This window comes from Paraburkholderia sp. DHOC27, from assembly GCF_003429005.1.
Taxonomy (GTDB): Bacteria; Pseudomonadota; Gammaproteobacteria; order Burkholderiales; family Burkholderiaceae; genus Paraburkholderia.
In genome coordinates, this window is the sequence record NZ_QVQV01000001.1 from 1,720,219 (window position 1) to 1,742,888 (window position 22,670).

The window sequence follows — 22,670 nt, forward strand, 5'->3', positions numbered from 1 at the left end:
CACGTTGGTGGCCCAACCGCGAGCCGCGTGACGCGAACTCGCGCGCCAACCTCATTTACCTCACTGCGTTACTTCGCTGCGTTACCTCACTGCGCCACCGCCTGCGACTGATCGACCACCGCGCCGGCCTGCGCGCGCCGGCTCACGCCCGTAGCGCTGCGGTTGGTACGTGCAGGCAGCGCGGGCAGGGTAGCCGCACCCGCCACGGCTTCTTCGCGGGTGTCGACGCGCGGTGCCGGACGAGCCTCCGTCAATTCACTGTACACGCCGATATAACGTTGTACCGCGACGTCCCAACCCGAATCGCGGGTCATTGCGTTGCGTTGCAGCGTGCGCCATAAGGAAGGATTCTTGAACGCGTCCACGGCACGGCCCACGGCGTTGGCGATATCGACGGCCGTTTCGCCCTCGAACAGGAAGCCGTTGGCGGCGCCATAGCGGTCCATTTCAAACGCGTAATCGGAGATCGTGTCCGCGAGGCCGCCCACCCGCGAGGCCACCGGAATCGTGCCGAAGCGCATGGCGTACAGCTGCGTGAGCCCGCACGGCTCGAAACGGCTCGCATGCAGCAGCATGTCGGCGCCCGCGTGCAGCATGTGCGCGAGCGTCTCGTCGTAGCCAATGCAGGTGCCGACGCGTCCTGGCCACTGCGCCGCGAGTTCGCGCATGCGGCGCTCGATGGCCGCGTCGCCTTGCCCGAGGATCGCGAATTGCAGCCGTTCGTGACGCGACAGCATGTCGGGCAGCGCATCGGCCACCACCTCGGCGAGCTTCTGTCCGGTCAGGCGGCTGCCGATCGCCACCAGCGGCACGAACGGCTCACGCGCGAGACCGAAGGCCTGCTGCAACGCGCGTTTGCAGGCGTACTTGCCGGCCACGTTGTCGGCGGAGTACTGGCTGGCAATCAGCGGATCGGTGGCGGGGTCCCACATCTGCATGTCGATACCGTTGGTGATGCCCGACAGCTTGTGCGCCTCCGCGCGGAGCACGCCTTCCATCTGATGGCCGAAACGCGGCGTGAGAATTTCACGCGCGTAACGCTCGCTCACGGTCGTCACGCGATCGGCGTGGACGATTCCCGCCTTGATCATGCTGAGCGAACCATAAAACTCGATGCTGCGTTCGTCGCTCAGAGCGGGTGCCAGCAGATCGCCCGGTACGCCGATCCACGGACCCGCTGCCAGCGGATAGTTGCCCTGGAAGGCGAGGTTGTGGATGGTGAACACGCTGCGCGCCGCCACGCCGCCCAGCTTCATGAATAGCGGCGTCAGGCCGGCATGCCAGTCGTGCGCATGCACGATGTCGGGACGCTTGATGCCGCGCACGCCACGCGCGATGCGAGCCGCAGCCGCCGCTAGCGAGGCAAACCGCACGAGGTTGTCGACGTAGTCGCGACCGTGCTTGTCGAGGTAGAGGCCGTCGCGGTCATACAGATGATCCATCTGCAGGAGCAGCACCGACACGCCGCTATCGGGCATGCGGGCGCGAATGATCACGCCGTCGCCGCCTGGCAGGCCCGCGAGTCTGGCCACACGCGTGGCGCCGAGCACCCGCTTGAGCGCGCTCGGATAAGCAGGCATCAGGATCGACGTGGCCACGCCGGCTTCGGTAAGTGCCGCGCCATAGGCGCTGACCATATCGGCAAGGCCGCCGGACTTGGCGAGGGGGGCCGCTTCGGAAGCGACCAGCAAAACATTGAGCGGCGTCGGCATAGTGTGCAGAGATGGAGGCGCTGGCAGAGGAAGGGATACAGCCGCGAATAATTCCGTTGCGATGCAGCAAGCGGCGTGCCCGTGTCCCGGGCGGCGCGCCACCCCGTGCAGACCTATGACTGGCGCGCCTCACGGACGAGACGCCGGGAACGAGGTAAGTACCCCATGCAGTTTTTACGCAGGATGCGTAGCGCAATGCATCGGGATGACGCGCGGCCTGCACCACGGCGCTTCACATGCGGCCCAATCCGGCGCCGTCGCAGGTGGTGCAGACCGGGTGCACGTCGGGTGCAGATCGCGTGCGGGTCGATGCTGCAAGCGAACAACGGCACGCCGCTTGCTGAATTTGGAGTGGGTCTGCGCATGGCAACGAGCGCAGCTTCAATCTCTCAACTCAGACGAGCACGTTATGAAAATCAAACACACGATGGTAGTGATTTCGGCCCTGTTCCTGACCTCCGGCGCAGCGATGGCGGCCGGTGGCGGCGGGGGCAACGCGAGCGATGCAGCCGTGACGGCGGCGAGTGGCGCAGCGGGAACGAGTTCCAGCACGCACATGAAGAAGAAACACACCAAGTCGACCACGCGTCCTGCGAACGACACCACGCAAATCCCGGGTGCGGATTCGGCCAGCGACACGAAGGGTCAGTAATCCATCCGCGGCAAGGTGAGGCCCGTGTGGGCGGGTTTCGCCCTGCGCGTTCTAGGTGCGCGTTTTAGTTGCGCGTGACCGCGACACTTAGTGAAGGCGCTTGAAGACGCTCGAACCACCGAGCGTGCTGGATCAACCAGCACATGCAGGAACATGCAGGCCATCCGGCAACGCCGCCTGGGCCACGAACGATTTCCAGAGAAGACACCGCCATGACGCTGACCGACACACTGAAAGGCATGATCGGACTCGATCCGACCGCGCACGCGGACGCCGATATGAAAACGGTGCTGGAGGCCTTCAAGGGCCTCGATCCGAAGCCGATCGAAACCTGCAGCGTCGCCGAGGCACGCGAACAGCCCACCCCGGCCGACGCCGTCAAAACGCTGCTCGCGCAGGCCGGGCATGGCGCCCGTCTGCCGCTGGAAGTGGAGGCGGTGGTGACGCGGGACATCGAGATCGACGGCGCCGTCGGCACCAATCCGGCCCGGGTCTATACCCCGGCGGGCGAGGGACCGTTCCCGGTGATCCTGTATTTTCACGGCGGCGGCTGGGTGATCGCCGACCTCGACACTTACGACGCGACGCCGCGCTCACTGGCTGCGCAAAGTCACGCCATCGTGGTGTCCGCGCATTACCGGCAGGCGCCCGAGCACAAACTGCCGGCCGCCCATGAAGACGCCTTCGCGGCATGGCGCTGGATCGTCGAGCACGCCGCGCGTCTGGGCGGCGATCCGCTCAAGATCGCCGTGATGGGCGAGAGCGCGGGCGCGAATCTGGCCATCAACGTGTCGATTCACGCGCGCGACAACGGCTTGCCGCCGCCCGTGCATCAGGCGCTGATCTATCCGGTGGCGAGCAACAACATTGCTTCCGTCTCGTACGAAGAGAATCGCAACGCGCAGCCGTTGAACAAGAAGATGATGCTGTGGTTCGTGCAGAACGTGATTAATGACGAGAGCGATCTACGCAACCCGTTGATCGACGTGGTCAGCGCGGAGCTGGCGAACCTGCCGCCCACGGTCATCGTCACCGCCGGTATCGACCCGCTGCGCTCGGATGGCGAAAAGCTCGCTGAGAAGTTAGCGGCGGCTGGTGTGGCCGTGGAGCATCGCAACTATCAGGGCGCGACGCATGAGTTCTTCGGCATGGCGCCGGTCGTGCAGGCCGCGCGTGATGCGCAGGCGTTCGTCTCGCTGGCGCAGCGGCAGGCATTTGGCGGCGCGCCGCTAGAAGAAATGGATTCTTAAGGTAAAAGCGCCCCTCACAGCGCCGCAAGCTGCAACTGCACCAGCGGCAGCGCATTGGCCGCAGCGGGGCGGCCGAACAGGTAACCTTGCATCACCCGCGCGCCGAGGAAGGTCAGAATTTCTCGTTGTGCATCCGTCTCCACACCTTCCACCACGCAGGCCAGCCCCAGATTGCGGCACAGGTCGATCACCGACTTGATGATCTGCCCCGAGGCCAGGTCCGTATCCACCTCGGCGACGAAGCTGCGGTCAATCTTGATCGTGTCGAACGGTAGACGGTGCACGTAGCTCAGGCTCGAATAGCCGGTGCCGAAGTCGTCGAGCGACACATGACACCCCGCTTCCTTGATCAGCGTCAGCGAGGCGCGCGCCTGGCGGAAGTCGCGCGTCACCGCCGTTTCCGTGATTTCGAAATGCACGCGCGCAGCCGGCGTGGCGCCTTCGCCCACGATGTCGAGCAGCCGTCGCGAGCGCGGCACGGAAGAAATATCCAGCGCGGACAGATTGAACGAGAGGTACAAAGCGGGCGGCCAGTTTGCAGCTTCGGCCAGCGCCTTGCGCAGCAGCACCTCGGTGACGCCCCGGATCAGGTCGGTGCGCTCGGCAATGCGGATGAATTCGTCCGGCCGCACCTGCCCGAGCTTCGGACTGCGCCAGCGGCCAAGCGCCTCGAAGCCGACCACGCTGCGGGCGCGCACATCGCAGATGGGCTGAAATTCCAGGTACAGCTCGGCGTCGAGATCGGCCGCCTTGAGTTCCTGGGCGACGAGGCTCGCGCGCCGCACGCGGTTTTCGTGCTCCGCGGAAAACACCACCGCCGTGCCGCGGCGGCTTTCCTTGCCGACATAGAGCGCGGCATCGGCGCGTTCGAACATCTCCGTCACGCTCACCGCGCCCGTCGGTTGACCCGCCCAGCCAATCGTTCCGGACAACTCAGCGGTATTGCCGCCCACCGTATAAGGGCGCGCCAGTTGCTCGCACAGGGTCTGGCCGAGGCGATCCAGTTCGGTTTCGCTCAAATGCCGCTGAATGATGACGCCGAACTCGTCGCCGCCAAGCCGGGCGAAAAACATCGCGGGGTCCGCCAGCGCCAGCAGCCGCGCTCCCACTTCGCGCAGCACCACGTCGCCGCTCGAATGACCGTAGATGTCGTTGACCTGCTTGAAACCGTCGAGGTCGATCAGGCCCATGTGGAAGCCGCCGGTTTCGCTCAGGTGTTGCTCGGCGAGCGCGGTCAGCGAGGAGAAGAAACTGCGCCGGTTTGGCAGACCCGTCAGGCTGTCGATATTGGCGAGGCGGAAATTGTCGTCGCTCAGTTTCTGCGTGATGGCCTGGCTCGCCAGCAGCTCGCGTTTGGAATGCTCGAGCCCGGCGAAATTGCGGTGATACAGATGGACGATGAACGCGAGGGCCACGCCGACGAAAATCATGTCGACGGCCATAGCAATAAATACCGGGCGGCCGGCGGCCATCAGACAAACGGTGAACGAACCGATCACGATGGTGAGCAGCCACAGCGCCGCCGCGCGCAGATGCATCAGGCAGAACACGCAGCCCACCACGGTGGTGGCCATATAGAACGCGACCTGCGCCTGCTCGTAGGCGGGGCCGTAGCGAAACAGCGCCCAGGCCCACGCGGTAAAACCGACCGCGATCACGCCCACCAGCCGCATGCTGCGACGCAGCGCCGGCACCGCCTGTTCGACCGTCAGGACTACGTGACGCGCGCGCCACCAGTGCAGGCAGCGAATCACGCAGGCCACACACAGCGCGCCCGGCACGTAAATGGCAACCCAGGCGGGTGCGCACTGCACGTGCGTGACCGCCACCGCCATCGTGCTGATGACGAGAATGAAGTAGAGCAGCGGAATCTGCCGGCGAAACGCCTGCATCTGCGAGCGGACCAACTCCGGATCGCTTACGTCGACCTTGAACGCCGCCATCACGCGAGCTACCGATACCATCAGCGCCCCTGGCTTGGAATGAGCTGTAAACCGGGATATCGGCAGTTCGACGGGCAAACTTCAGGCTTTTCTGGTGGCGCGGACCGTCAGCGGGAGGCGGGTAATCAGGCAAGTCCCGCAGCGGGCGCGCGTTTGCGTTCCCGTGTCAGGGTATCCCGGTAGATGCCGGGTTGGCACGCGAGTTCGGCGGGGCTGCCGTCTTGCACGATGCGGCCACGGTTGATCACCACGATGCGGTCGAAGCTCTGCAAGGTCGACAGACGGTGCGCGATCGCCACCACCGTGCGGCCCTTCATGAGCCTTTCGAGCGCGGCCTGGATGGCGGCTTCCGAACCGGAGTCGAGCGAGGAGGTGGCTTCGTCGAGCAGCAGGATAGGCGAGTCGCGCAGGATGGCCCGCGCAATCGCGATGCGTTGGCGCTGGCCACCGGACAGTTTGGTGCCGCGATCGCCGGCAATCGTGTTCAGGCCGTCCGGCATGGCGGCGATGAAGTCGAGGCAACGGGCGTCCTCGCAGGCGCGCCGCACGTCGGCTTCGTCCGCTTTGGGCACGCCATAGCGGATATTCTCCAGCAGCGAGCGATGGAACAGCGACACATCCTGCGGCACCACCGACATGGCTGCCTGCAAGCTATCCAGCGAAACCTGCGAGATGTCCTGGCCGGAAATGCTCACGGTTCCGGAAGCGGGCTCGTAGAAATGCTGGAGCAGCGCGAGGATCGTCGATTTGCCCGCGCCGGACGGTCCGACCAGCCCCACGCGCTGACCTGCCGGAATGTGCAGCGTCAGACCGCTCAACACCGGACGGCGCCCCGGATAGGAAAACGTGACATTGTCGAAGTCGATGCGCGCCTCGCTGACGGCGAGCGGTTGCGCGTCGGAGCGTTCGGGCATGGCGTGCGGGCTGAGCAGAATGGACGACGCTTCGCCGAGCCGCGCCACGTGCTGCGTCAGATCGACGAAGGCCACCGCCAGATCGCGCGTGCCGTGCAGGATGGCGAAGCCGAGCGAGCTGATCAGCACCACGTCACCGGTGGTCGCGCGGCCCATGCTCCACAACCACAGCGTCCAGCCCAGCATGCCGGCGGAAAAAATCGCGGTGGCGATGGCATGCAGCAGCCGCAGTTTTTCCAGGTACAGCAGACTGTTGGTGCGTGCCTTGGTCTCGGTGGCGAGTTGGCCGTCGAAGCGCCGATGTTCGGCACCGAATGCGCTAAACGCGCGCACCAGCCCCATATTGCCGATGATATCCACCAGTTCGCCATCCACCGAAGCGGCTTTTGCGGCGAACGCCTGGTGCCGCGTCGTGCCCTTGCTGGCCAGGATGAAAAGCCCGATGGCCAGCACTGCGGATATCGCCACCAGCACGATGCTCATCGGAATACTGACCACGGCCACCATCGCGATGGCGCCGATCACCGTCAGGCACGGCGGCAATGCCGTCCATGAGACGGTGTTTTCGAGCACGTACACGGCGTTGGCGGTGGCCGAGATGCGGCTCGACAGCACGCCCGGTTGTTTGTCGGCGAAAAACGCGGGCGGGTGCGCCGTCAGATAGGCAAACATTTCGCGGCGGATGTCACCCGTCACCGTGACGAACGTGCGTGCCGCGATCCAGCCGCCGACGCGCCAGAACAGGTTGTCGGCGATGATCAGCCCGACCAGCAGCATGAAGGCGTGCATCACGATGGCCGGATGCGTGCGTCCGGACGGCAGCGAATCGACCAGATTCTTGATGCCGTACTGCGAAGCAAGCGCGCAGCCCACCGCGGCGAGCACGCTCAGCAGCACGATCAGATGAGACACTTTGCGCCGCGCGATGTAACGCCAGAGCAGCTTCAGCGGCTTGCCGGCATAGCGCGACATTTCGCGCGAGCGCGCCCGCCGGCGTGCCTGACGCACATGCCGCCTGTTCATGTTCTCGGTTACTTGCATGGCCACGCGCTCCGTTGCGATTAACGGGCCGAGGGCTTGCGCACGCGCCGTGATTACGTGGCGCTGGGCAAGAGGGGAGCTAGAGCAGAATCACAAACCACACTGACGCCAGCAAGCGGTATGCCCACGCGGTATGCCCATCGGCACTGTTCGTGTCAGTTCGAAACGTGCGAAGTTTTAGTGCCTGTTTTACGCGGTGTTTTGCGTTTTTTGAGCGGCGCGCTCAGCCACGCCTGGACACCTTACGCAGCACTTGCAACCCGCGCGGTCGTTGAGCTTACCGTTGCTTTTACCGCGTCGCCTTCGCGGGACTCTGTAGCATCAGCGGCTTCTCGTAGCCGGTCAACTCCAGATAGCCGCGTCCCACAGTATCGCCATCGCGCTTGATGGCGACCGCGCCTTCCCAATACGCCGAGCCGCTCGACGCACGCGCGTCGAGTTCCTGATCGTCGATTAAAGGTGCGAGCTGCCACGCAAGCGGGCCAGTGTGCACGGTTTCCGCGATTGGATAGAGCGCGTCCGTGTGCGGCGAGTGCCAGGTCTTGAGCGGCACGAAATCCACCTGCGCGGGATCGAATGTCGTGAGCTTGCCATGCGCGTCACGCAACGCGGCGTGGGTCCAGATGGTTCGTCCGTCGCGACCGCGCATCTTGAACGCCATCAGCGCCGAGCCATCGTTGAGATTGGCGCCGAGCCAGTCCCAGCCCACCGCATCGGCATCCAGCAGCGTGCTCGACCACTCGTGATCGAGCCACGCGACGCCGGTGACGTCAGTGCCATCTCCATCCCCCGCGCTACCATCCGGGCCACGCCGGGGCCGTACCACCTTGCCACTGACGCGCAGTTGCGGTTCGCTGTAGTAGTAGCTTGCCTCGCCGGGTCGTGGCCCCTTTTGTGAGTAGCCCTGATTACCTTCCAGCAGCGGCGGCTGGGTCGGCACGAAGGAGAGATTCAACGCGAAGTCCCTCGCGTTGGCGTGCATGATGTAATGCCCATCGGCGGCGCGCACCATGCTCCAGCCGTCGAGCTTGACGTCGGTGTTGCCCGCCTTCGCATAGGCGAGATCGAACCCCTGGCGTGCCACTTTCTGATCGTGCACGCCTTTGCCGTACGACGGATCGCTCAGCGCCGCATGCGCGAGGATCAACTGGGTGGGCGCGAAGGCGCTCGGGTCGGCGCGATCGTGCGTGGTCGCGGAACGGAAGAAGGTGATCTGAAAGCCGAGCGGCGTGCCGTCCGGTGTGTTCAGCCAGCCCGTCACGTACCACCATTCGATCCGGTACGCGGGATGCGCGCCGGTGTCTGCCGGAAACGTTAAAGCGCGGCCCGGCGTGACTTCGGCAAAATCAGGCGGCGCGGCTTGCGCTTCGCTGACCGGCAGCCCGAGCAGCGCAGCAGGCACGCTCACCAGGCCGAGCAGGCTCAGCAATCCCATTCGCGCGATCCGCACGGCACGACGCATCACCAGTCCTCCTTGACGGCGCGGATCGCATCCACCGAGACGGCGCGGCGTCCGGCCAGCACCGCTGTCGCACACGACGCGCACAGCATGACCGCCGCCACGATGCCGAGCACCCGCCACGGCATGTGCAGCGACATGGTCCAGTGAAACGACTGCGGATTCACCACATAGACGAGGATCAGGCTGACCGCGAAGCCGAGCACGAAACCCATCACGATGCCTAGCGCGGTCAGCAGGCCGCCTTCCTGGGTGAGGATGGCCAGCACCTGGCCGCGCGTCACGCCCACGTGGCGCAGCATGCCGAACTCGCGCGCGCGGGCCAGCGTCTGCGCCGAAAAAGTCGCGGCCACGCCGAACAGACCGATCACGATGGCGACGGCCTCGAGCAGATACGTCACCGCGAAGCTGCGATCGAAGATGGTCAGCGAGCGCGCGCGAATCTCGCCGGGCTGCGCGAAGGTGAGCACGGCGCCGAACGGCAGTGCGCGCAATGCCGCCCGCACTTCGTCTACCTGTGCATGCGGGGCGAGGGTGAGGGCGACGTCGGTGGCGCCGGTATCGCCAGTGAGACGGCGGAAATCCGCGAGACGTATCTGGATGGAACCGGTCTGACGAACGTAATCGCGCCACACGCCCGCCACGACGAAGGGCTGTTCGCGCGGGCCCACCGGCAGTTCGACATGCTGACCGAGCCGGTAGCCATACAGATCGACCATCGCCTCGGAGACCCAGATCGGCGTCGCGCCATGCAACGCGGCGGGCGGCAAAACGGGCCCGGACATTTGCAGGGTGGCGCCGGGATCGGCAGCGTCGATCTCGCGTGCAATCAGCGTCACGGCGGGGCGAGCCGGATCGAGCGTCAGCGACGCGACGCGGCTGAAGGCGGCCGTCTTGAGGCCCGGCGTCGCGGCGATCTGCGCCTGCTGGCCCGAGTCCAATGCGCCGGTCTCGCCGTTCGTCGCCACCCGCACGTAAAGGTCCGCGGAGAGCAGATGGCCGAGCCATTCGTCGACGGAGACGCGGAAGCTCGCCACCATGATGGCCATCGCCACGATCAGCGCGAAGCTCGACAGCACCCCGCTGATCGCTACCGACGCCTGGCCCGGCGCATTGGCGAGACGCGACAAGGCGAGCGTGGTAGTGGGCGACTGCGTTGCCGAATGCTGCGCTCCACGCCGCCGTCCGCGTCGCGCATACGCGCCGCTGATCGCGCTGAACACCAGCGCCGTGCAACGCGGCATCAAGGCGATGCCGCCCACCAGCAGCAGCGCCACCGCAAGGTAGCCGAGAATGGGCGCATCGAAAATGGGCGGCAGTTGCGTCAACACCGCTGCGACCGCGATGCAGATCAACGCAGGCCACGGCGACGCCAGCCGCGCCAGCGCGCCTTCCTCACTGCCCGCTTTCAAGGCGACGGCCGGACGTGCGCGCGCGGCATCGAGCGCCGGGGCGAGACTGCCGAGCATCGCCACGCCGATGCCCAGCACCAGAAACACGGCCGTGGCCACCGGTTCGAAGCTCACGCGCGGCTGGACGCCGGGAAAATAGCCGCCGCCGAGATCGCTGCCAAAGAAGCGCAGCGCGGCGCTGGCAATCGCATAGCCGAGCGCGAGTCCGGCAATGGATCCCAGCACGCCGAGCAGCGCGCCTTCCATCAGGATCTGCCGCAGCAACTGGCCGCGCGTGAGTCCTAACACGCGCAGCATGGCGAGTTGCGAGCGGCGTCGCACGACGCTCAGCACCTGGGTCGAAAACACCAGAAAGGCGCCGGTGAAGAGCGCCACCAGCGCCAGCACGTTCATGTTGATGCGATACGCGCGCGACAGACGGCTGGTGCGGCTATCCACATCGCCCGCTTCGAACACCACGAGTTGCGTGCCGAGGCGCGCCTGTAAATCCCGCTTGAACCGGTTGCGGTCTATCCCGCGCTGCAACTCCAGATCCACGCGTGACAGTTTGCCGAGCCGCGCGAAATGCCACTGCGCGGCGGCGATATCCATCACCGCAATGCGCTGACCGGGCAGCGTTCTGACGAGTCCTCCAGCCACCCGCAGATTTACGTCGGAGGTGCCGCTTTGCAGCGCCACCCGTTGACCGGGCGCAGCCTTGAGCCACTGCTGCGCGGCGGGTGACAGAAAGATCGTGTCGTCGGCGAGGGTGTCCAGTGGATGCCCGGCCGCAGGCACACCGACCAGGTCCGGCGCGATCTGGGCGGCCTTGAACACATCAATGCCCAATACCTTGAGCGGCGCGTTCTGGCCCGGCACGGTGGCATCCAGTTCGAGCACGGGGCTGGCGAGCGCGACGCCGGGCTGTGCCGCGAGGCGCGGATACCACGCCTCGTCGAACAGGGATTGCGCACCGCGGATTTCCAGGTCGGCCTCGCCGGAGAGACTGCGCGCCGCGGCGGAGAATTCGTTGAACGCCGCGCTATTGATCAGTTGTACGGAATAACCGAGCGCGACGCCCAGCGCAATGGTGACGATTGCCACCAGCGCGCGGCCAGGCTGACTGCGCCATTCGGCGCTGAGCAGCCAGCGCGCGAGCCGCCGCATGCCGGATGCGGCAGTGGACGTGCCGGTGGCGCGCTTAAGCATGCGGCGAAGCCTGGGGTGCAGCGGTGCTGTGCTGCGCGGACAGCGTGCCCGCATGCAGATGACCGCCGCGCAACACCAGCACACGATCCGCGAAGGCCGCCGCGGCTTCCGAATGCGTCACCATCATCGTGGCCGCGTGGTTCGAACGGGCTTGCGCGCGGAACAGCGTGAGCACGTCATGGGCGGTGTCGGGGTCGAGATTGCCGGTGGGTTCGTCAGCGAGGATCAGACGGGGCCGATGCACCAGCGCGCGGGCAATCGCCACCCGCTGCAACTCGCCGCCGGATAACTGACGCGGCAGATCGGCATCGCGTCCCGCGAGACCCACCGCCGCGAGCATCTCCGCCGCCTGACCGAGTGGCAAATCGTTCAGCAGCAACGGCAGCGCGACGTTTTGCGCGAGCGTCAAATGCGGTAGTACGTGAAACGCCTGAAACACAAAACCCAGTTTCTGCCGACGCAGCCGCGTGGCCGCATCGTCGTCGAGTCCGTTGATCGGCTCGCCGTCGATCAGCACGTCGCCGCTATCCGCGCGGTCGAGGCCCGCGATCAGATTCAGCAGCGTGGACTTGCCCACGCCGGAATCGCCCATCACGGCGACGAATTCGCCGCGCGCCAGCGTGAAATCTAGGCCCGCAAGCACGATGCGCGACGCACCGTAGGCTTTGCTCAGGCCGCGACATTCGAGCGCCGGCACGGCGGAAGGGGACGATTGGTTGCGCACGGGCATGAATGTAAGTCGCTACCGCGTTACGCGGCGCCTGGGATGCGGGTTAGGGGATGCAGCGCGGCAGGCCGCTCACGGCCGTGGTGATCCACCCAGCGCCGCTCGAAGCACCACACGTCTGCATCTTAACCGCGATACCCGGCTTGCGCTGAAGCGTCTCGGGCACGCGCCGTGCTACTCGATACTCCACCTATGTCACATGGAGCCGTCCGGCGACGGTACTGATCTGATGATGAAAATGAAGGCACAAATCTGCGCGGGCGCGCTGCTGTTTTCGTGCGCGTTGCCTGCTGCGATGGCACAGATTGCCGGCGTGCAGCCGCTCGGCGGCTCAGTCGAAGAAACCAATGGCCTGCTGCACGGCTGGAGCGTGCGCAGGGCGCTGGTGAACGAACCGGTTTACAACGATACGAATGACAAGGTGGGCAGCATCTACGACGTGATCATCGCGCCCGATCGCAAGGCGACTTACGCCGTGCTTTCCGTGGGCGGATTCCTCGGCATGGGCATCCACTACGTGGCCATTCCGGTGGACCATTTCACGATTCGCGACGGCAACCTCTATCTGGCGGGCGCGACCAAGCAGGCCCTCAAGGACGTGCCGGAGTTCGAGTACAACAAGCTCGAAAAGGCCACCAAGCCGCACAAGATGGATTAAGGCGTCGGCCTTGCCTTGTTTTACGCGACTGGCGGCACTGTGTGCCGCCAGTTTGCGTTTGGTGCGCTGAAAAGCTGAAAGCTGAGAACTGGGAGCGGAAACCGAAAGCCGATGGCCCGCCACTCAATACGCCCAGTATCCCGGCGTGCCGTACACCATCGGTGGCGGCGCGACCATCACAGGCGGCGGCGCGTAGGCCGGCATTGTGCTGTAGACACCGGGCGGTGGCGCTGAAATGGTGTTGCCCTTCGACGCCATACATTGCGCGTACGAGGCGTCGTAGCGCGCCTGCAAACTGTCCGACGAGTCCTGCACGTTGTGCGTACCCACGGCGCCGCCCAGCAACATGCCGGCACCCGCGCCAATTGCCGCGCCTACCCCGGCATTGCCGCCGGCCGCGCCCAGCAGCGCGCCCGCCGCGGCGCCACCGAGCGTGCCGATCGCCGTGCTGCCGACGCCGCCTTGCAGCGCGCTCTGCGACGCCTGGCCGGCGTCATCGGAGCGGAACGCGTAATCGCGGCAGGCATAGTCCTCCTGCTGGAACTGGTTGAGCGGCTTGCCATTGGGCGGCAGCGCAACCACGGTCGGGCCGGTGGGCGGCATCACCGCACAGCCGGTCAAGGCAACGGCGACCAGCGCCAGTGGCACGGCGAGGCGTGAGATTCTCGAGAGCTTCATGATGGTATCCCCTTGTCTGTGATTCGATGGATGCCATCGTAGAGACGCTAAATGAGTAGAGAATTAGCAGCGCAGCGCGCGGAAAAGTGGTCGGCTTATCCGCTACGTTGACGTACCCGGCGTTCAAACAGGAAAAATGGGGCGTCATTACGCAAGGCTTGCACCGGCGTGGCAAGTTTCAGTTGCTCTCTGCGTCGCGGTGGACTACATCTAGTTCTACACACTCGATCTGCACACTGGACACTCGATAGAGGAGACTGCCGTCATGGGTATGCGCCCAGATCCCACCTTTCACGCCTCACCGCAACTCGCCAAGGAAGCGCCGGCCGAAGAGTACGCCTACACCGCGCTCCTGAGCGGCGATTTCTCGCAGCCCGACGCGCTCGCTGTTATCGACGTCAAGCCCGGCTCGCCCACCTACAGCCAGATCGTGCATACGGTGACGATGCCGAACAAGGGCGACGAGCTGCATCACTTCGGCTGGAATGCCTGTTCGTCGTCGCTCTCGCCGTTGACGGGGCACGCGTTTTTGCAGCGGCGCTATCTGATCATTCCCGGCCTGCGGTCCTCGCGCATCTATATCGTGGATACGCATCCTCATCCCACCCAGGCAAAGATTCACAAGATCATCGAACCCGAGGAAGTGTTTCGCAAGACCGGCTATTCGCGGCCGCATACCGTGCATTGTGGACCGGAGGGCATTTACGTCAGCACGATTGGCGGTGCGGGCAAAGATGGCATGGACGGTCCCGCCGGCATTTTTATCATGGACTGCGAAACGTTCGATGTGATCGGCCGCTATGAGATCGAACGTGGCGTGCAGGACAAGCACTACGATTTCTGGTGGAACCTGCCGCGCGACTACATGGTGTCGAGCGAGTGGGGCCGGCCGTCGCAGGTCGAGAACGGTGTCGTTCCGGAGGACCTGCTCGCCAACAAATACGGCCACCGCGTTCACTTCTGGGACCTGCGTGGGCGGCGCAACGTGCAGACCATCGACCTCGGTGCGAATCATCAGATGGCGCTGGAAATCAGGCCCGCACACGATCCTTCACGGGAATACGGTTTTCTCGGCGTGGTGGTCGATACCACCAACCTGGAGGGCTCGATCTGGACCTGGTGGCGCGAGGACGGCAAGTTTCACATCGAAAAGACCGCCACGATTCCGCCAGAGCCGGCCAGCACGGAACAATTGCCGCCGTTGCTGCAAGGTTTCGGCGCGGTGCCGCCGCTCGTCACCGACATTGATCTCTCCATCGACGACAAATTCCTGTACGTCGCCTGCTACGGCACCGGCGAGATGCGCCAGTACGACGTAACCGACCCGCGCAAGCCGAAGTTCACCGGCTCGGTGCACATTGGCGGCATCGCGCGGCGCACGCCGCATCCCAATGGCCAGACGTTTGCAGGCGGCCCGCAGATGGTCGAGATCAGCCGCGACGGCAAGCGCGTCTACTGGACCAATTCGCTCTACTCGACGTGGGACGACCAGTTCTATCCGGGCGGCGTGCCCGGCGGCCAGGTGATGGCGCACGCCAACCCCACGGGCGGTCTGGCGCTTGCCGAGGATTACTGGGTGACCTTTCCCGCTGGCTACCGCGCGCATCAGATCCGCCTCGAAGGCGGGGACTGCTCGACTGATTCGTTCTGCTATCCATCGGTGGGCGTTTGAGCAGCAGCGCCTGGTCGCAAACCGGCCTGTGGCTGGCGATCCTCGCCAGCGGGCTCTATCACGGGCTCAATCCGGCAATGGGCTGGCCGCTCGCCGTCTCCAACGGCCTGTTGCAGCGGCGCGAAGGCGCGCTGCTGCGCTCGCTCGCCTGTCTCGCAGCGGGCCACGTGCTGGCCATGTTCGTGGTGATGCTGCCGTTCGCGATGCTGGCCGTGGTGCTGGCCTGGCGTCGCGAGATTCAACTGGCCGCGAGCGTGCTCATCATCGGCTTCGGTGTTTTTCTGTTGATCCGCCGGCGTCATCCCCGAGTGCTCGCGCGCATTCCGCCATCACGGCTCACGCTGTGGTCGTTCGCGGTGGCTATTGCGCACGGCGCCGGACTCATGCTCGTGCCGCTCTACCTTGGGCTGTGCAGCGCTTACGACATGGATCGCGGCCATCGCGCCGCGCAATCCCTGATCGCCGCGGATCTGGGCATGGCGCTGCTGGTCGCCATGGTGCACGCCGCCGCCATGCTCGGGGCCGGTGGCCTGCTGGCATGGCTGGTGTATCGCTACCTGGGCCTCAAATTCGTCTCGCGGAGCTGGTTCAATCTGGATGCGATCTGGGCGGTCAGCCTCGTCGTGGTCGGGCTGGTGTCGCTCGCACTCAATGCCGGCTGGGCTGGCGGCGAAGTATGACCGCCACGCGCGCCTGAGTGACGGGCGATTGGTTTACAGTAGGGTTCTGTCTTTTTGCTAATTGCGTGCCGCAAGGGACCCATGCTAGAACCTGCTGACCTCACCCAACGACGGCTCGAACAGGCGCGACGCCTGCTAGCGATCGCGCAAACGGGCCTGCATTACACCACGGGCGCCTTCGACAAGGAGCGCTACGAGGAGCTTGAAGCGATCGCGCAGGCGCAACTCGCCGACCTCGCGAATCTGCGCACCGAACAGGTCGCAGCGCTGTTCGCCCACGAAGTGGGCTACGCCAATCCGAAGCTCGACGTGCGCTGCGCGGTCTTCGACGCGGCCGGGCGCGTGTTGCTGGTGCGCGAGGCCGCCGATGGCCGCTGGTCGCTGCCAGGTGGATGGGCGGATATCGGCGCCACGCCCGCGGAAAACGCCATGCGCGAAGTGCGCGAAGAAAGCGGCTACACGGTGACCATCGAGCGCCTGCTGGCCATCTGGGACATGCCGAGGCATGCGCATCCGCCCTCGGTTTTCAACATCTGGAAGCTGGTGTTTCTCGGCAAGCTCGCTGCCGGCGGGGACGGTAGCGGAGAAAACATCGAAGGCAACATCGAAGACAGGCGAGCGGACATCTTTGGCGTGGAAACCGACGCCGAGGGTTTCTTCGCCGTGGACGCGCTGCCGCCTTTGTCGCTCGGGCGCATTCTGCCCGAACAGATCCGCCGCCTGCGCGAACTACGCGACAACGGCGGCATGGAATTCGATTGATTCGGACTCCGTGGTATTGAAATGCGTGGATGGCGTCGAAATGGCGGGCTGCGCAGTCGAAGGAAGTGAAGCCGAACAAACTGAAGCCGGACAAACTGAAGCCGGACAAACTGAAGTCCACCAGGCTGACCCCCTCGCCAGTGGCGCTATCATAGCCACCGTGGATGCAGCCGTTCCACCTCGACGATTCCCCTGTTGACTCGATGGAATCCGCCATGAACCAAGACACGTCAGGCAAGGGCAGTGAGCTGTCGTCCGGCGGCAGCCGCTACCACCAGATCTACCCCACGCTGGGCGAACAGCAGCTCGCCATCCTGGAGCGCTACGGCGAGCGCCGCAAGCTCCAGGCCGGCGACATTCTCTATTCCGAAGGCGACCGCCACACCGGCATGTACGCTATTCTGTCCGGCACGATTGCGGCAACCCGTTCATCGGTGCAAGGGCCGCAGCCGTTGGGCATTCATGGACCCGGCAGTTTCACGGGCGAGGTCGGCACGCTCGCCGGGCGCGCGGCGGTCGCCACCACGCGCGCGCTGGAAGAATGCGAGGTGATCGTCATCGACGAGGACTCGCTGCATGCGCTCGTGATCGCCGAGGCCGAGTTGAGCGAGACCATCATGCGCGCGTACATTCTGCGCCGGGTCGCGTTCATCCAGGGCCAGCAGGTCGGCCTGATGGTGATTGGCAGCACGTCCTCGGCGCCCACGCTGCGCCTGCGCCATTTTCTCAGCCGCAATGGTCAGCCTTCCGCTTACTTCGACATCGTCGAGCACGCCGAGGCGCCGCAACTGCTCGAACGCTACGGCGTGACCGAAGCCGATCTGCCGGTGGTGGTCACCGTGCAGGGCGCGGTGCTGACGCGGCCGAGTCATCGCGCCGTGGCGGACGCAATCGGCCTCAGCCCCGACCGCCTGGATGGCGAACACTTCGATCTCGTGGTGGTGGGCGCCGGGCCCGCCGGTCTGGCGGCAGCGGTGTACGCCGCCTCCGAAGGGCTGAAGGTGGCCGTGCTGGATGCCAAGGCACCGGGCGGCCAGGCCGGCACCAGTTCGAAGATCGAGAACTACTTTGGCTTTCCCACCGGCATCTCGGGTCAGGCGCTCGCCGGCCGTGGCCTGTCGCAGTGCCGCAAGTTCGGCGCGGAAGTGGGCGTGCCCATCGAGGCGCTGAGCATCGACTGCAAGGAAAGCGAGCCGTTTCACATCGGCCTCGACCATGACGAGGATGTGTTCGCGCGCGCCGTCGTGATCGCAACGGGGGCACGTTATCGCAAGCCGGACCTCGTGCGCCTCGAGCATTTCGAAGGACGCGGCATCTACTACAGCGCAACCTTCATGGAAGGCGGCTTCTGCAACGACGAAGAATTGATCGTGGTGGGTGGCGGCAATTCGGCGGGTCAGGCCGCGGTCTTTCTCGCGCGGTTTGCGCGGCGGGTGCACGTCGTGGTGCGCGGCGACGGCCTCAGCGCGAGCATGTCGGCGTATCTGATCAGGCGCATCGACGCCGCGGCCAACATCACGCTGCATACGCGTACGCGCATCATCGAACTATGCGGCGAGGCGCGGCTCGAAGGCATCCGCTGGGACCGGCAGGGCGAGATCGAATATCAGCCCGTGCGTCACGTGTTCCTGTTTCTCGGCGCCGAGCCGAATACGCGCTGGCTCGGCGAGTGCGTCGCGCTCGACAAGGACGGCTTCGTGCTGACGGGCGCCGATACCGGCGAGGCGTGGACCGCGGAGCGTCCGCCGCATGATCTGGAGACCAGCCGGCCGGGCATTTTCTGTACCGGCGACGTGCGGTACGGCTCGGTCAAGCGCGTGGCGGCTGCGGTGGGCGAAGGCGCGGCAGCGATTCAGGCCGTGCATCAATACCTCGCACGGGTGTAAGCGAAGCACCGCGAACCGCGGCGTTGGTTGCGTGGCGCCGTCATTGCATGCAGGCATCCATCAGCAGTCGAAACGGCAGCGCCAGCAGGACTGCGCCCATCACGCCGGCGCACCACAGCGCGATGAACCACAGCACGCGGTGGCGTCCCGCAGGCGCGCTTTCCTGCGGGCTCGCCGCCATCGCCACGGCGGGGTGGGGTCTTAGCATCGTCAACAGTCTCGTGAATCGCATGGCTCAACTCCTGACACAACTCCTGGCTTGGCTGCTCGCGCAATCCGCTACCAACAGTCTCAGTGATATTTCGCGCCCGCTACGGCTTTACCTCTGAACACCCGGTAGCCCACGGTCGTATAGATCAGAATGATCGGAAGAATGATCACAGCGCCGACCAGCGTGAAAAGCTGGCTCGAGCGCGGCGCAGCGGCTTCGTCGAGCGTGATCACGTTTGGAATCGCATACGGCCAGATGCTCACCAGCAGTCCGATATAACCGAGCAGCACCAGCAGCAGCGCGAGCAGAAACGGCGTCGTGTCATAGCGGCGTCTGACTGCGCGCAGCATGAAGAGTGCGGTGACGATCACCAGAAACGGCACGGGGATGAGCCGGTACAGCAGCCCTGAAGCGAACCAGCGCGCGGCGATCTTGGCATCCGTCAGGGGCGTCCAGATCGAGACGACCACCATGAAGGCAAGCAGCACCAGCGTGAGTGGACGAATCAGTGCGTGCAGGCGCTGCTGGAAATCGCCGTCGGTTTTCATGGCAAGCCAGCAGGCGCCGAGCAGGGCATAGGTCGCCATCAAGCCGAAGCCGCTCAGCAGACTGAAGGGCGTGAGCCAGAAGAACGAAGGTCCGGCGAACACGCCGTCGGCTACCGGAATACCCTGCAAATAGGCACCCAGAATCACGCCCTGAAAAAATGCGGCGCCCGCCGAGCCTGCCACGAAGGCCAGATTCCAGAGGTTTTTCGTGCGCGTCGCCTTCTCGCGGATTTCGAACGACACGCCGCGAAAAATCAGGCATACGAGCATCGTGACGATGGGCAGATAAAGCGCGGACAACACGATCGAATAGACCTCGGGAAACGCGGCAAACAGCGCGGCGCCCCCCAGTACCAGCCAGGTTTCGTTGCCGTCCCAGATCGGCGCGATGGTGTTGATCATGATGTCGCGTTCGTCTTCCTCGGGAAAGAACGGAAAGATCAGGCCCACGCCCAGATCGAAACCGTCCAGTGCGACATACATGAACAGCCCCAGCGCGATGATTGCAGCCCAGATTATCGTGACATCCATACGGTGCTCCGATTCAGATGAGTTGGCGCAGGCAGTGCCGGATTATTCGACCGCCGCAAGCGGGCGGCGGCCACTGCTGTTCACGTTGCCGCTGGGCACGGGAGGGGCAAGGTCGTCGAGCGGCGGACCGAGCCGCATCAGTTTGAGGATGTAATAGATGCCGGTGCAGAACACCAGGAAGTAGACGACCACGAAGATCATCAGCGAGACGCCCACGTCCTGTTGCGTGACAGGCGACACGGCCTGCGCGGTGCGCAACACGTTGTAGACGACCCACGGCTGGCGGCCCGCCTCGGTAGTGATCCAGCCGGCGAGCAACGTGATGAAGCCGGCTGGGCCCATCGCCAGCATGGCGCGCTGGTACAGGCGGCTCTCATAGATTCTGTCGTGTCTGCGCAGGATGAGACCGATCAGCGCGAGCAGGATCATAAGCATGCCGAGGCCCGCCATGATGCGAAAGGTCCAGAAGATGATCGACGAATTGGGCCGGTCGTCTTTCGGAAAATCTTTCAGGCCGCGAATCTCGCCAGTCCAGGTGTGAGTCAGGATGACACTGCCCAGATGCGGAATCTTGATGGCGTAGCGCGTCTCTTCGGCCTGCATGTCGGGAAAGCCGATCAGGTTGAGCGACGTGCCGCCTTTCTCGGTCTCCCACAGTCCTTCGATGGCCGCGATCTTGGCGGGCTGATATTTGCGCGTGTTCAGGCCGTGCTGATCGCCCACCACGGCCTGCACGGGCGCGAGCACGAGCAACAGCCAGAGCGCCATCGAAAACATGGTTTTGACGGCCGGATCGCGCCGGCCATGCAGCAGATGCCACGCGCCCGTTGCTGCCACCACCAGCGCGCCGACGATGAATGCGGCAATCGCCATATGCGCGAGCCGGTACGGAAACGACGGATTGAAGATGATCGCGAACCAGTCGAGCGGGACCACATGGCCGTTTTCGATCGAGAAGCCCTGCGGGGTTTGCATCCAGCTATTGGAGGCGAGAATCCAGAAGGTCGAAATCAGCGTGCCGATGGCGACCAGCAGCGTGGCGCCGAAATGCGCGCGCCGTCCCACCCGATCCCAGCCGAACAGCATGATGCCGAGAAAGCCCGCTTCGAGAAAGAACGCGGTCATGACTTCGTAGGTGAGCAGCGGCCCGGTGATGGGCCCCGCGAACTTCGAAAAGCCCGCCCAGTTGGTGCCGAACTGATAAGCCATCACGACGCCCGACACCACGCCCATGCCGAAGCCGACCGCGAAGATCTTCGACCAGAACAGGCACAGCGTCTTGTAGTGCGGCTTCCCGGTTTTGAGCCACGCCGCTTCGAGCACGGCAATGAAGCTGGCAAGGCCAATGCTCATGGCCGGGAAGATGATATGAAACGAGACGGTGAACGCGAATTGCAGACGCGAGAGATCCAATGCACTGAGATTCATCATTGCTGGGCTCCGTGCTACAGGGACTGGCGGGGTCGTATGGGCGAGGCTAGCCGCAACGTTGGCCGCAATCTTGGCCACAACTTTGGCCACAATCTTGGCCACAGCGCTGGCCGCAGTTTGCGAAATGCCCCGGGCAGGGACATTGCGGCACGTTCATCTTACCCACTTTGATCGGCGCGGGTATTTTCGTGAGGCTATGTGGCCGCAGGCCGTGTATTGAGTGCATCGTAAAGATGTGCCGGTCAGGCAGAACGGTGCGCTGCAAAAGGGTTAACATGAACGGAGAGTGGGCATGACGGGCTCGTTTGCCCAACATTTGACTCATCCCTTCGATCCAGCCATTCGATTCAACCATTTGCCTCGATTCAGGCCGCCGGATAACGGCGGCGTTCCGCCTCAACGAACCAGCAAGGGCTACAGATGACACATGCTGCTTTCACGCCAGGATCGGTTGCGGTCATTACCGGCGGTGCTGCCGGGATCGGCCTCGCTGCCGCCAGACGCTTCGCGGACCTCGGACTGCGTGTCTGCATTGCGGATCTAGGCGCCGAGCGTCTCGCGCGCGCGGTGGAGGCGATCGAGAGCGGGCCGGCCGGCGGGGCGAGCGAAGTGATGACCTTCGAGACCGACGTCAGCCGTGTCGACGATCTGCGCCGTCTCGAAGCGGCGGTGCAGGAACGCTTCGGCGGCGCCGACATCCTGATGAACAACGCCGGGATTCAGCCGGGCAGTAATGTGTTCGGCCCAGAGGCGAACTGGGAGCGTGTGCTGGCGGTCAATCTGTGGGGTGCCATTCATGGCTCGCAGATCTTCGTGCCCGGCATGATTGCGCGCGGCCGTCCAGGGCTCGTCATCAACACCGGTTCCAAGCAGGGCATCACCACACCGCCAGGCGACCCGGCCTATAACGTGTCCAAGGCGGGCCTCAAAGCGTTTACCGAGGCGTTGCAGCATGAACTGCGCAACACAGCGGATTGCCAGATCAGCGCCCACCTGCTGATCCCCGGATTCGTCTTCACCAGTCTGGCCGCACATGGTCGCACCGAAAAGCCGGCTGCTGCCTGGACACCGGAGCAGACCGTCGACTTCATGATGGAGCGGCTCGACGCCAACGACTTCTATATTCTCTGTCCCGACAACGACGTGCCGCGCTCGCTGGATGAACGACGCATTCTGTGGGCGGCGGGCGACATCGTCGAAAACCGGCCGCCGCTTTCGCGCTGGCATCCGGACTACAAGCAGGCGTTCGACGCGTATATCCAGAAGCCACGCGCCTGATCTTGCGACGCACGGCTCGTTTCAGTCGAACCGTGGT

Annotated in this window: 18 protein-coding genes; 8 read left to right on the top strand and 10 right to left on the bottom strand. The window is 64.7% G+C overall.

The annotated features are described in order from the left end of the window. Nucleotides 1–86: 86 nt before the first annotated feature. Nucleotides 87–1,712, bottom strand: a complete 1,626-nt coding sequence (gene glgA / locus D0B32_RS07545) for a glycogen synthase GlgA (protein ID WP_117333230.1) — start codon at nucleotides 1,710–1,712, stop codon at nucleotides 87–89. Between the two features lie 409 nt (nucleotides 1,713–2,121). Between glgA and D0B32_RS07550 the strand changes: the two genes are divergently transcribed. Further along, nucleotides 2,122–2,364 carry a hypothetical protein gene (locus D0B32_RS07550; protein WP_117333231.1) on the top strand — a complete coding sequence of 81 codons (243 nt, stop codon included), beginning with the start codon at nucleotides 2,122–2,124 and terminating at the stop codon, nucleotides 2,362–2,364. Nucleotides 2,365–2,576: 212 nt separating this feature from the next. Beyond that, entirely contained in the window at nucleotides 2,577–3,614 is a 1,038-nt protein-coding gene (locus tag D0B32_RS07555; protein ID WP_117333232.1) for an alpha/beta hydrolase, read from the top strand. 14 nt (nucleotides 3,615–3,628) lie between these two features. On the opposite strand, the gene D0B32_RS07560 is transcribed toward D0B32_RS07555, so the two are convergent. From D0B32_RS07560 to D0B32_RS07580, 5 genes are all read right to left on the bottom strand, one after another. Then, complete coding sequence (locus D0B32_RS07560; protein ID WP_117333233.1) at nucleotides 3,629–5,578, bottom strand: bifunctional diguanylate cyclase/phosphodiesterase; 1,950 nt, start codon at nucleotides 5,576–5,578, stop codon at nucleotides 3,629–3,631. Nucleotides 5,579–5,682: 104 nt separating this feature from the next. Beyond that, entirely contained in the window at nucleotides 5,683–7,512 is a 1,830-nt protein-coding gene (locus tag D0B32_RS07565) for an ABC transporter ATP-binding protein (RefSeq protein WP_117333234.1), read from the bottom strand. Nucleotides 7,513–7,801: 289 nt separating this feature from the next. After that, nucleotides 7,802–8,974 (bottom strand): lipocalin-like domain-containing protein, encoded by a 1,173-nt coding sequence (locus D0B32_RS07570; RefSeq protein ID WP_181969736.1) that lies wholly within the window; start codon nucleotides 8,972–8,974, stop codon nucleotides 7,802–7,804. Then, the gene (locus D0B32_RS07575) at nucleotides 8,974–11,571 is read right to left on the bottom strand and encodes an FtsX-like permease family protein (RefSeq protein ID WP_117333235.1); all 2,598 of its coding nucleotides are present in this window, start codon (nucleotides 11,569–11,571) and stop codon (nucleotides 8,974–8,976) included. The genes D0B32_RS07570 and D0B32_RS07575 overlap by 1 nt, the downstream gene beginning before the upstream one ends. Next, nucleotides 11,564–12,301: an ABC transporter ATP-binding protein gene (locus tag D0B32_RS07580; RefSeq protein WP_117333236.1), complete on the bottom strand. Its 738-nt coding sequence runs from the start codon at nucleotides 12,299–12,301 to the stop codon at nucleotides 11,564–11,566. Before D0B32_RS07580 ends, D0B32_RS07575 begins: the two co-directional genes overlap by 8 nt. Nucleotides 12,302–12,536: 235 nt before the next feature. On the opposite strand from D0B32_RS07580, the gene D0B32_RS07585 reads away from it, so the two are divergent. Further along, nucleotides 12,537–12,956 (top strand): PRC-barrel domain-containing protein, encoded by a 420-nt coding sequence (locus D0B32_RS07585; protein WP_404935525.1) that lies wholly within the window; start codon nucleotides 12,537–12,539, stop codon nucleotides 12,954–12,956. A 123-nt stretch (nucleotides 12,957–13,079) separates the two neighbouring features. On the opposite strand, the gene D0B32_RS07590 is transcribed toward D0B32_RS07585, so the two are convergent. Continuing rightward, nucleotides 13,080–13,634: a glycine zipper domain-containing protein gene (locus D0B32_RS07590; RefSeq protein WP_117333237.1), complete on the bottom strand. Its 555-nt coding sequence runs from the start codon at nucleotides 13,632–13,634 to the stop codon at nucleotides 13,080–13,082. Nucleotides 13,635–13,899: 265 nt separating this feature from the next. On the opposite strand from D0B32_RS07590, the gene D0B32_RS07595 reads away from it, so the two are divergent. The 4 genes from D0B32_RS07595 to D0B32_RS07610 all read left to right on the top strand — a co-directional run bounded on the left by D0B32_RS07595 (nucleotide 13,900) and on the right by D0B32_RS07610 (nucleotide 18,634). Then, nucleotides 13,900–15,306 carry a selenium-binding protein SBP56-related protein gene (locus D0B32_RS07595; RefSeq protein WP_117333238.1) on the top strand — a complete coding sequence of 469 codons (1,407 nt, stop codon included), beginning with the start codon at nucleotides 13,900–13,902 and terminating at the stop codon, nucleotides 15,304–15,306. Further along, nucleotides 15,303–15,986: a hypothetical protein gene (locus tag D0B32_RS07600; RefSeq protein WP_117333239.1), complete on the top strand. Its 684-nt coding sequence runs from the start codon at nucleotides 15,303–15,305 to the stop codon at nucleotides 15,984–15,986. The genes D0B32_RS07595 and D0B32_RS07600 overlap by 4 nt, the downstream gene beginning before the upstream one ends. An 81-nt stretch (nucleotides 15,987–16,067) precedes the next feature. Next, nucleotides 16,068–16,748: an NUDIX hydrolase gene (locus D0B32_RS07605; protein WP_117333240.1), complete on the top strand. Its 681-nt coding sequence runs from the start codon at nucleotides 16,068–16,070 to the stop codon at nucleotides 16,746–16,748. Between the two features lie 215 nt (nucleotides 16,749–16,963). After that, the gene (locus D0B32_RS07610) at nucleotides 16,964–18,634 is read left to right on the top strand and encodes a cyclic nucleotide-binding domain-containing thioredoxin-disulfide reductase (RefSeq protein WP_117333241.1); all 1,671 of its coding nucleotides are present in this window, start codon (nucleotides 16,964–16,966) and stop codon (nucleotides 18,632–18,634) included. A 40-nt stretch (nucleotides 18,635–18,674) separates the two neighbouring features. On the opposite strand, the gene D0B32_RS07615 is transcribed toward D0B32_RS07610, so the two are convergent. Genes D0B32_RS07615 through D0B32_RS07625 form a run of 3 tightly spaced genes read right to left on the bottom strand, consistent with a single transcriptional unit; the run spans nucleotide 18,675 to nucleotide 21,352 of the window. Then, nucleotides 18,675–18,866 carry a hypothetical protein gene (locus tag D0B32_RS07615; protein WP_259294907.1) on the bottom strand — a complete coding sequence of 64 codons (192 nt, stop codon included), beginning with the start codon at nucleotides 18,864–18,866 and terminating at the stop codon, nucleotides 18,675–18,677. Nucleotides 18,867–18,925: 59 nt separating this feature from the next. Continuing rightward, nucleotides 18,926–19,924: a cytochrome d ubiquinol oxidase subunit II gene (cydB, locus tag D0B32_RS07620; protein WP_117333242.1), complete on the bottom strand. Its 999-nt coding sequence runs from the start codon at nucleotides 19,922–19,924 to the stop codon at nucleotides 18,926–18,928. Between the two features lie 42 nt (nucleotides 19,925–19,966). After that, a complete protein-coding gene (locus D0B32_RS07625) occupies nucleotides 19,967–21,352 on the bottom strand; it encodes a cytochrome ubiquinol oxidase subunit I (RefSeq protein ID WP_117333509.1) in 1,386 nt (461 codons plus the stop codon). A gap of 423 nt (nucleotides 21,353–21,775) precedes the next feature. Between D0B32_RS07625 and D0B32_RS07630 the strand changes: the two genes are divergently transcribed. After that, a complete protein-coding gene (locus D0B32_RS07630) occupies nucleotides 21,776–22,633 on the top strand; it encodes an SDR family NAD(P)-dependent oxidoreductase (RefSeq protein ID WP_117333243.1) in 858 nt (285 codons plus the stop codon). Nucleotides 22,634–22,670 lie beyond the last annotated feature (37 nt).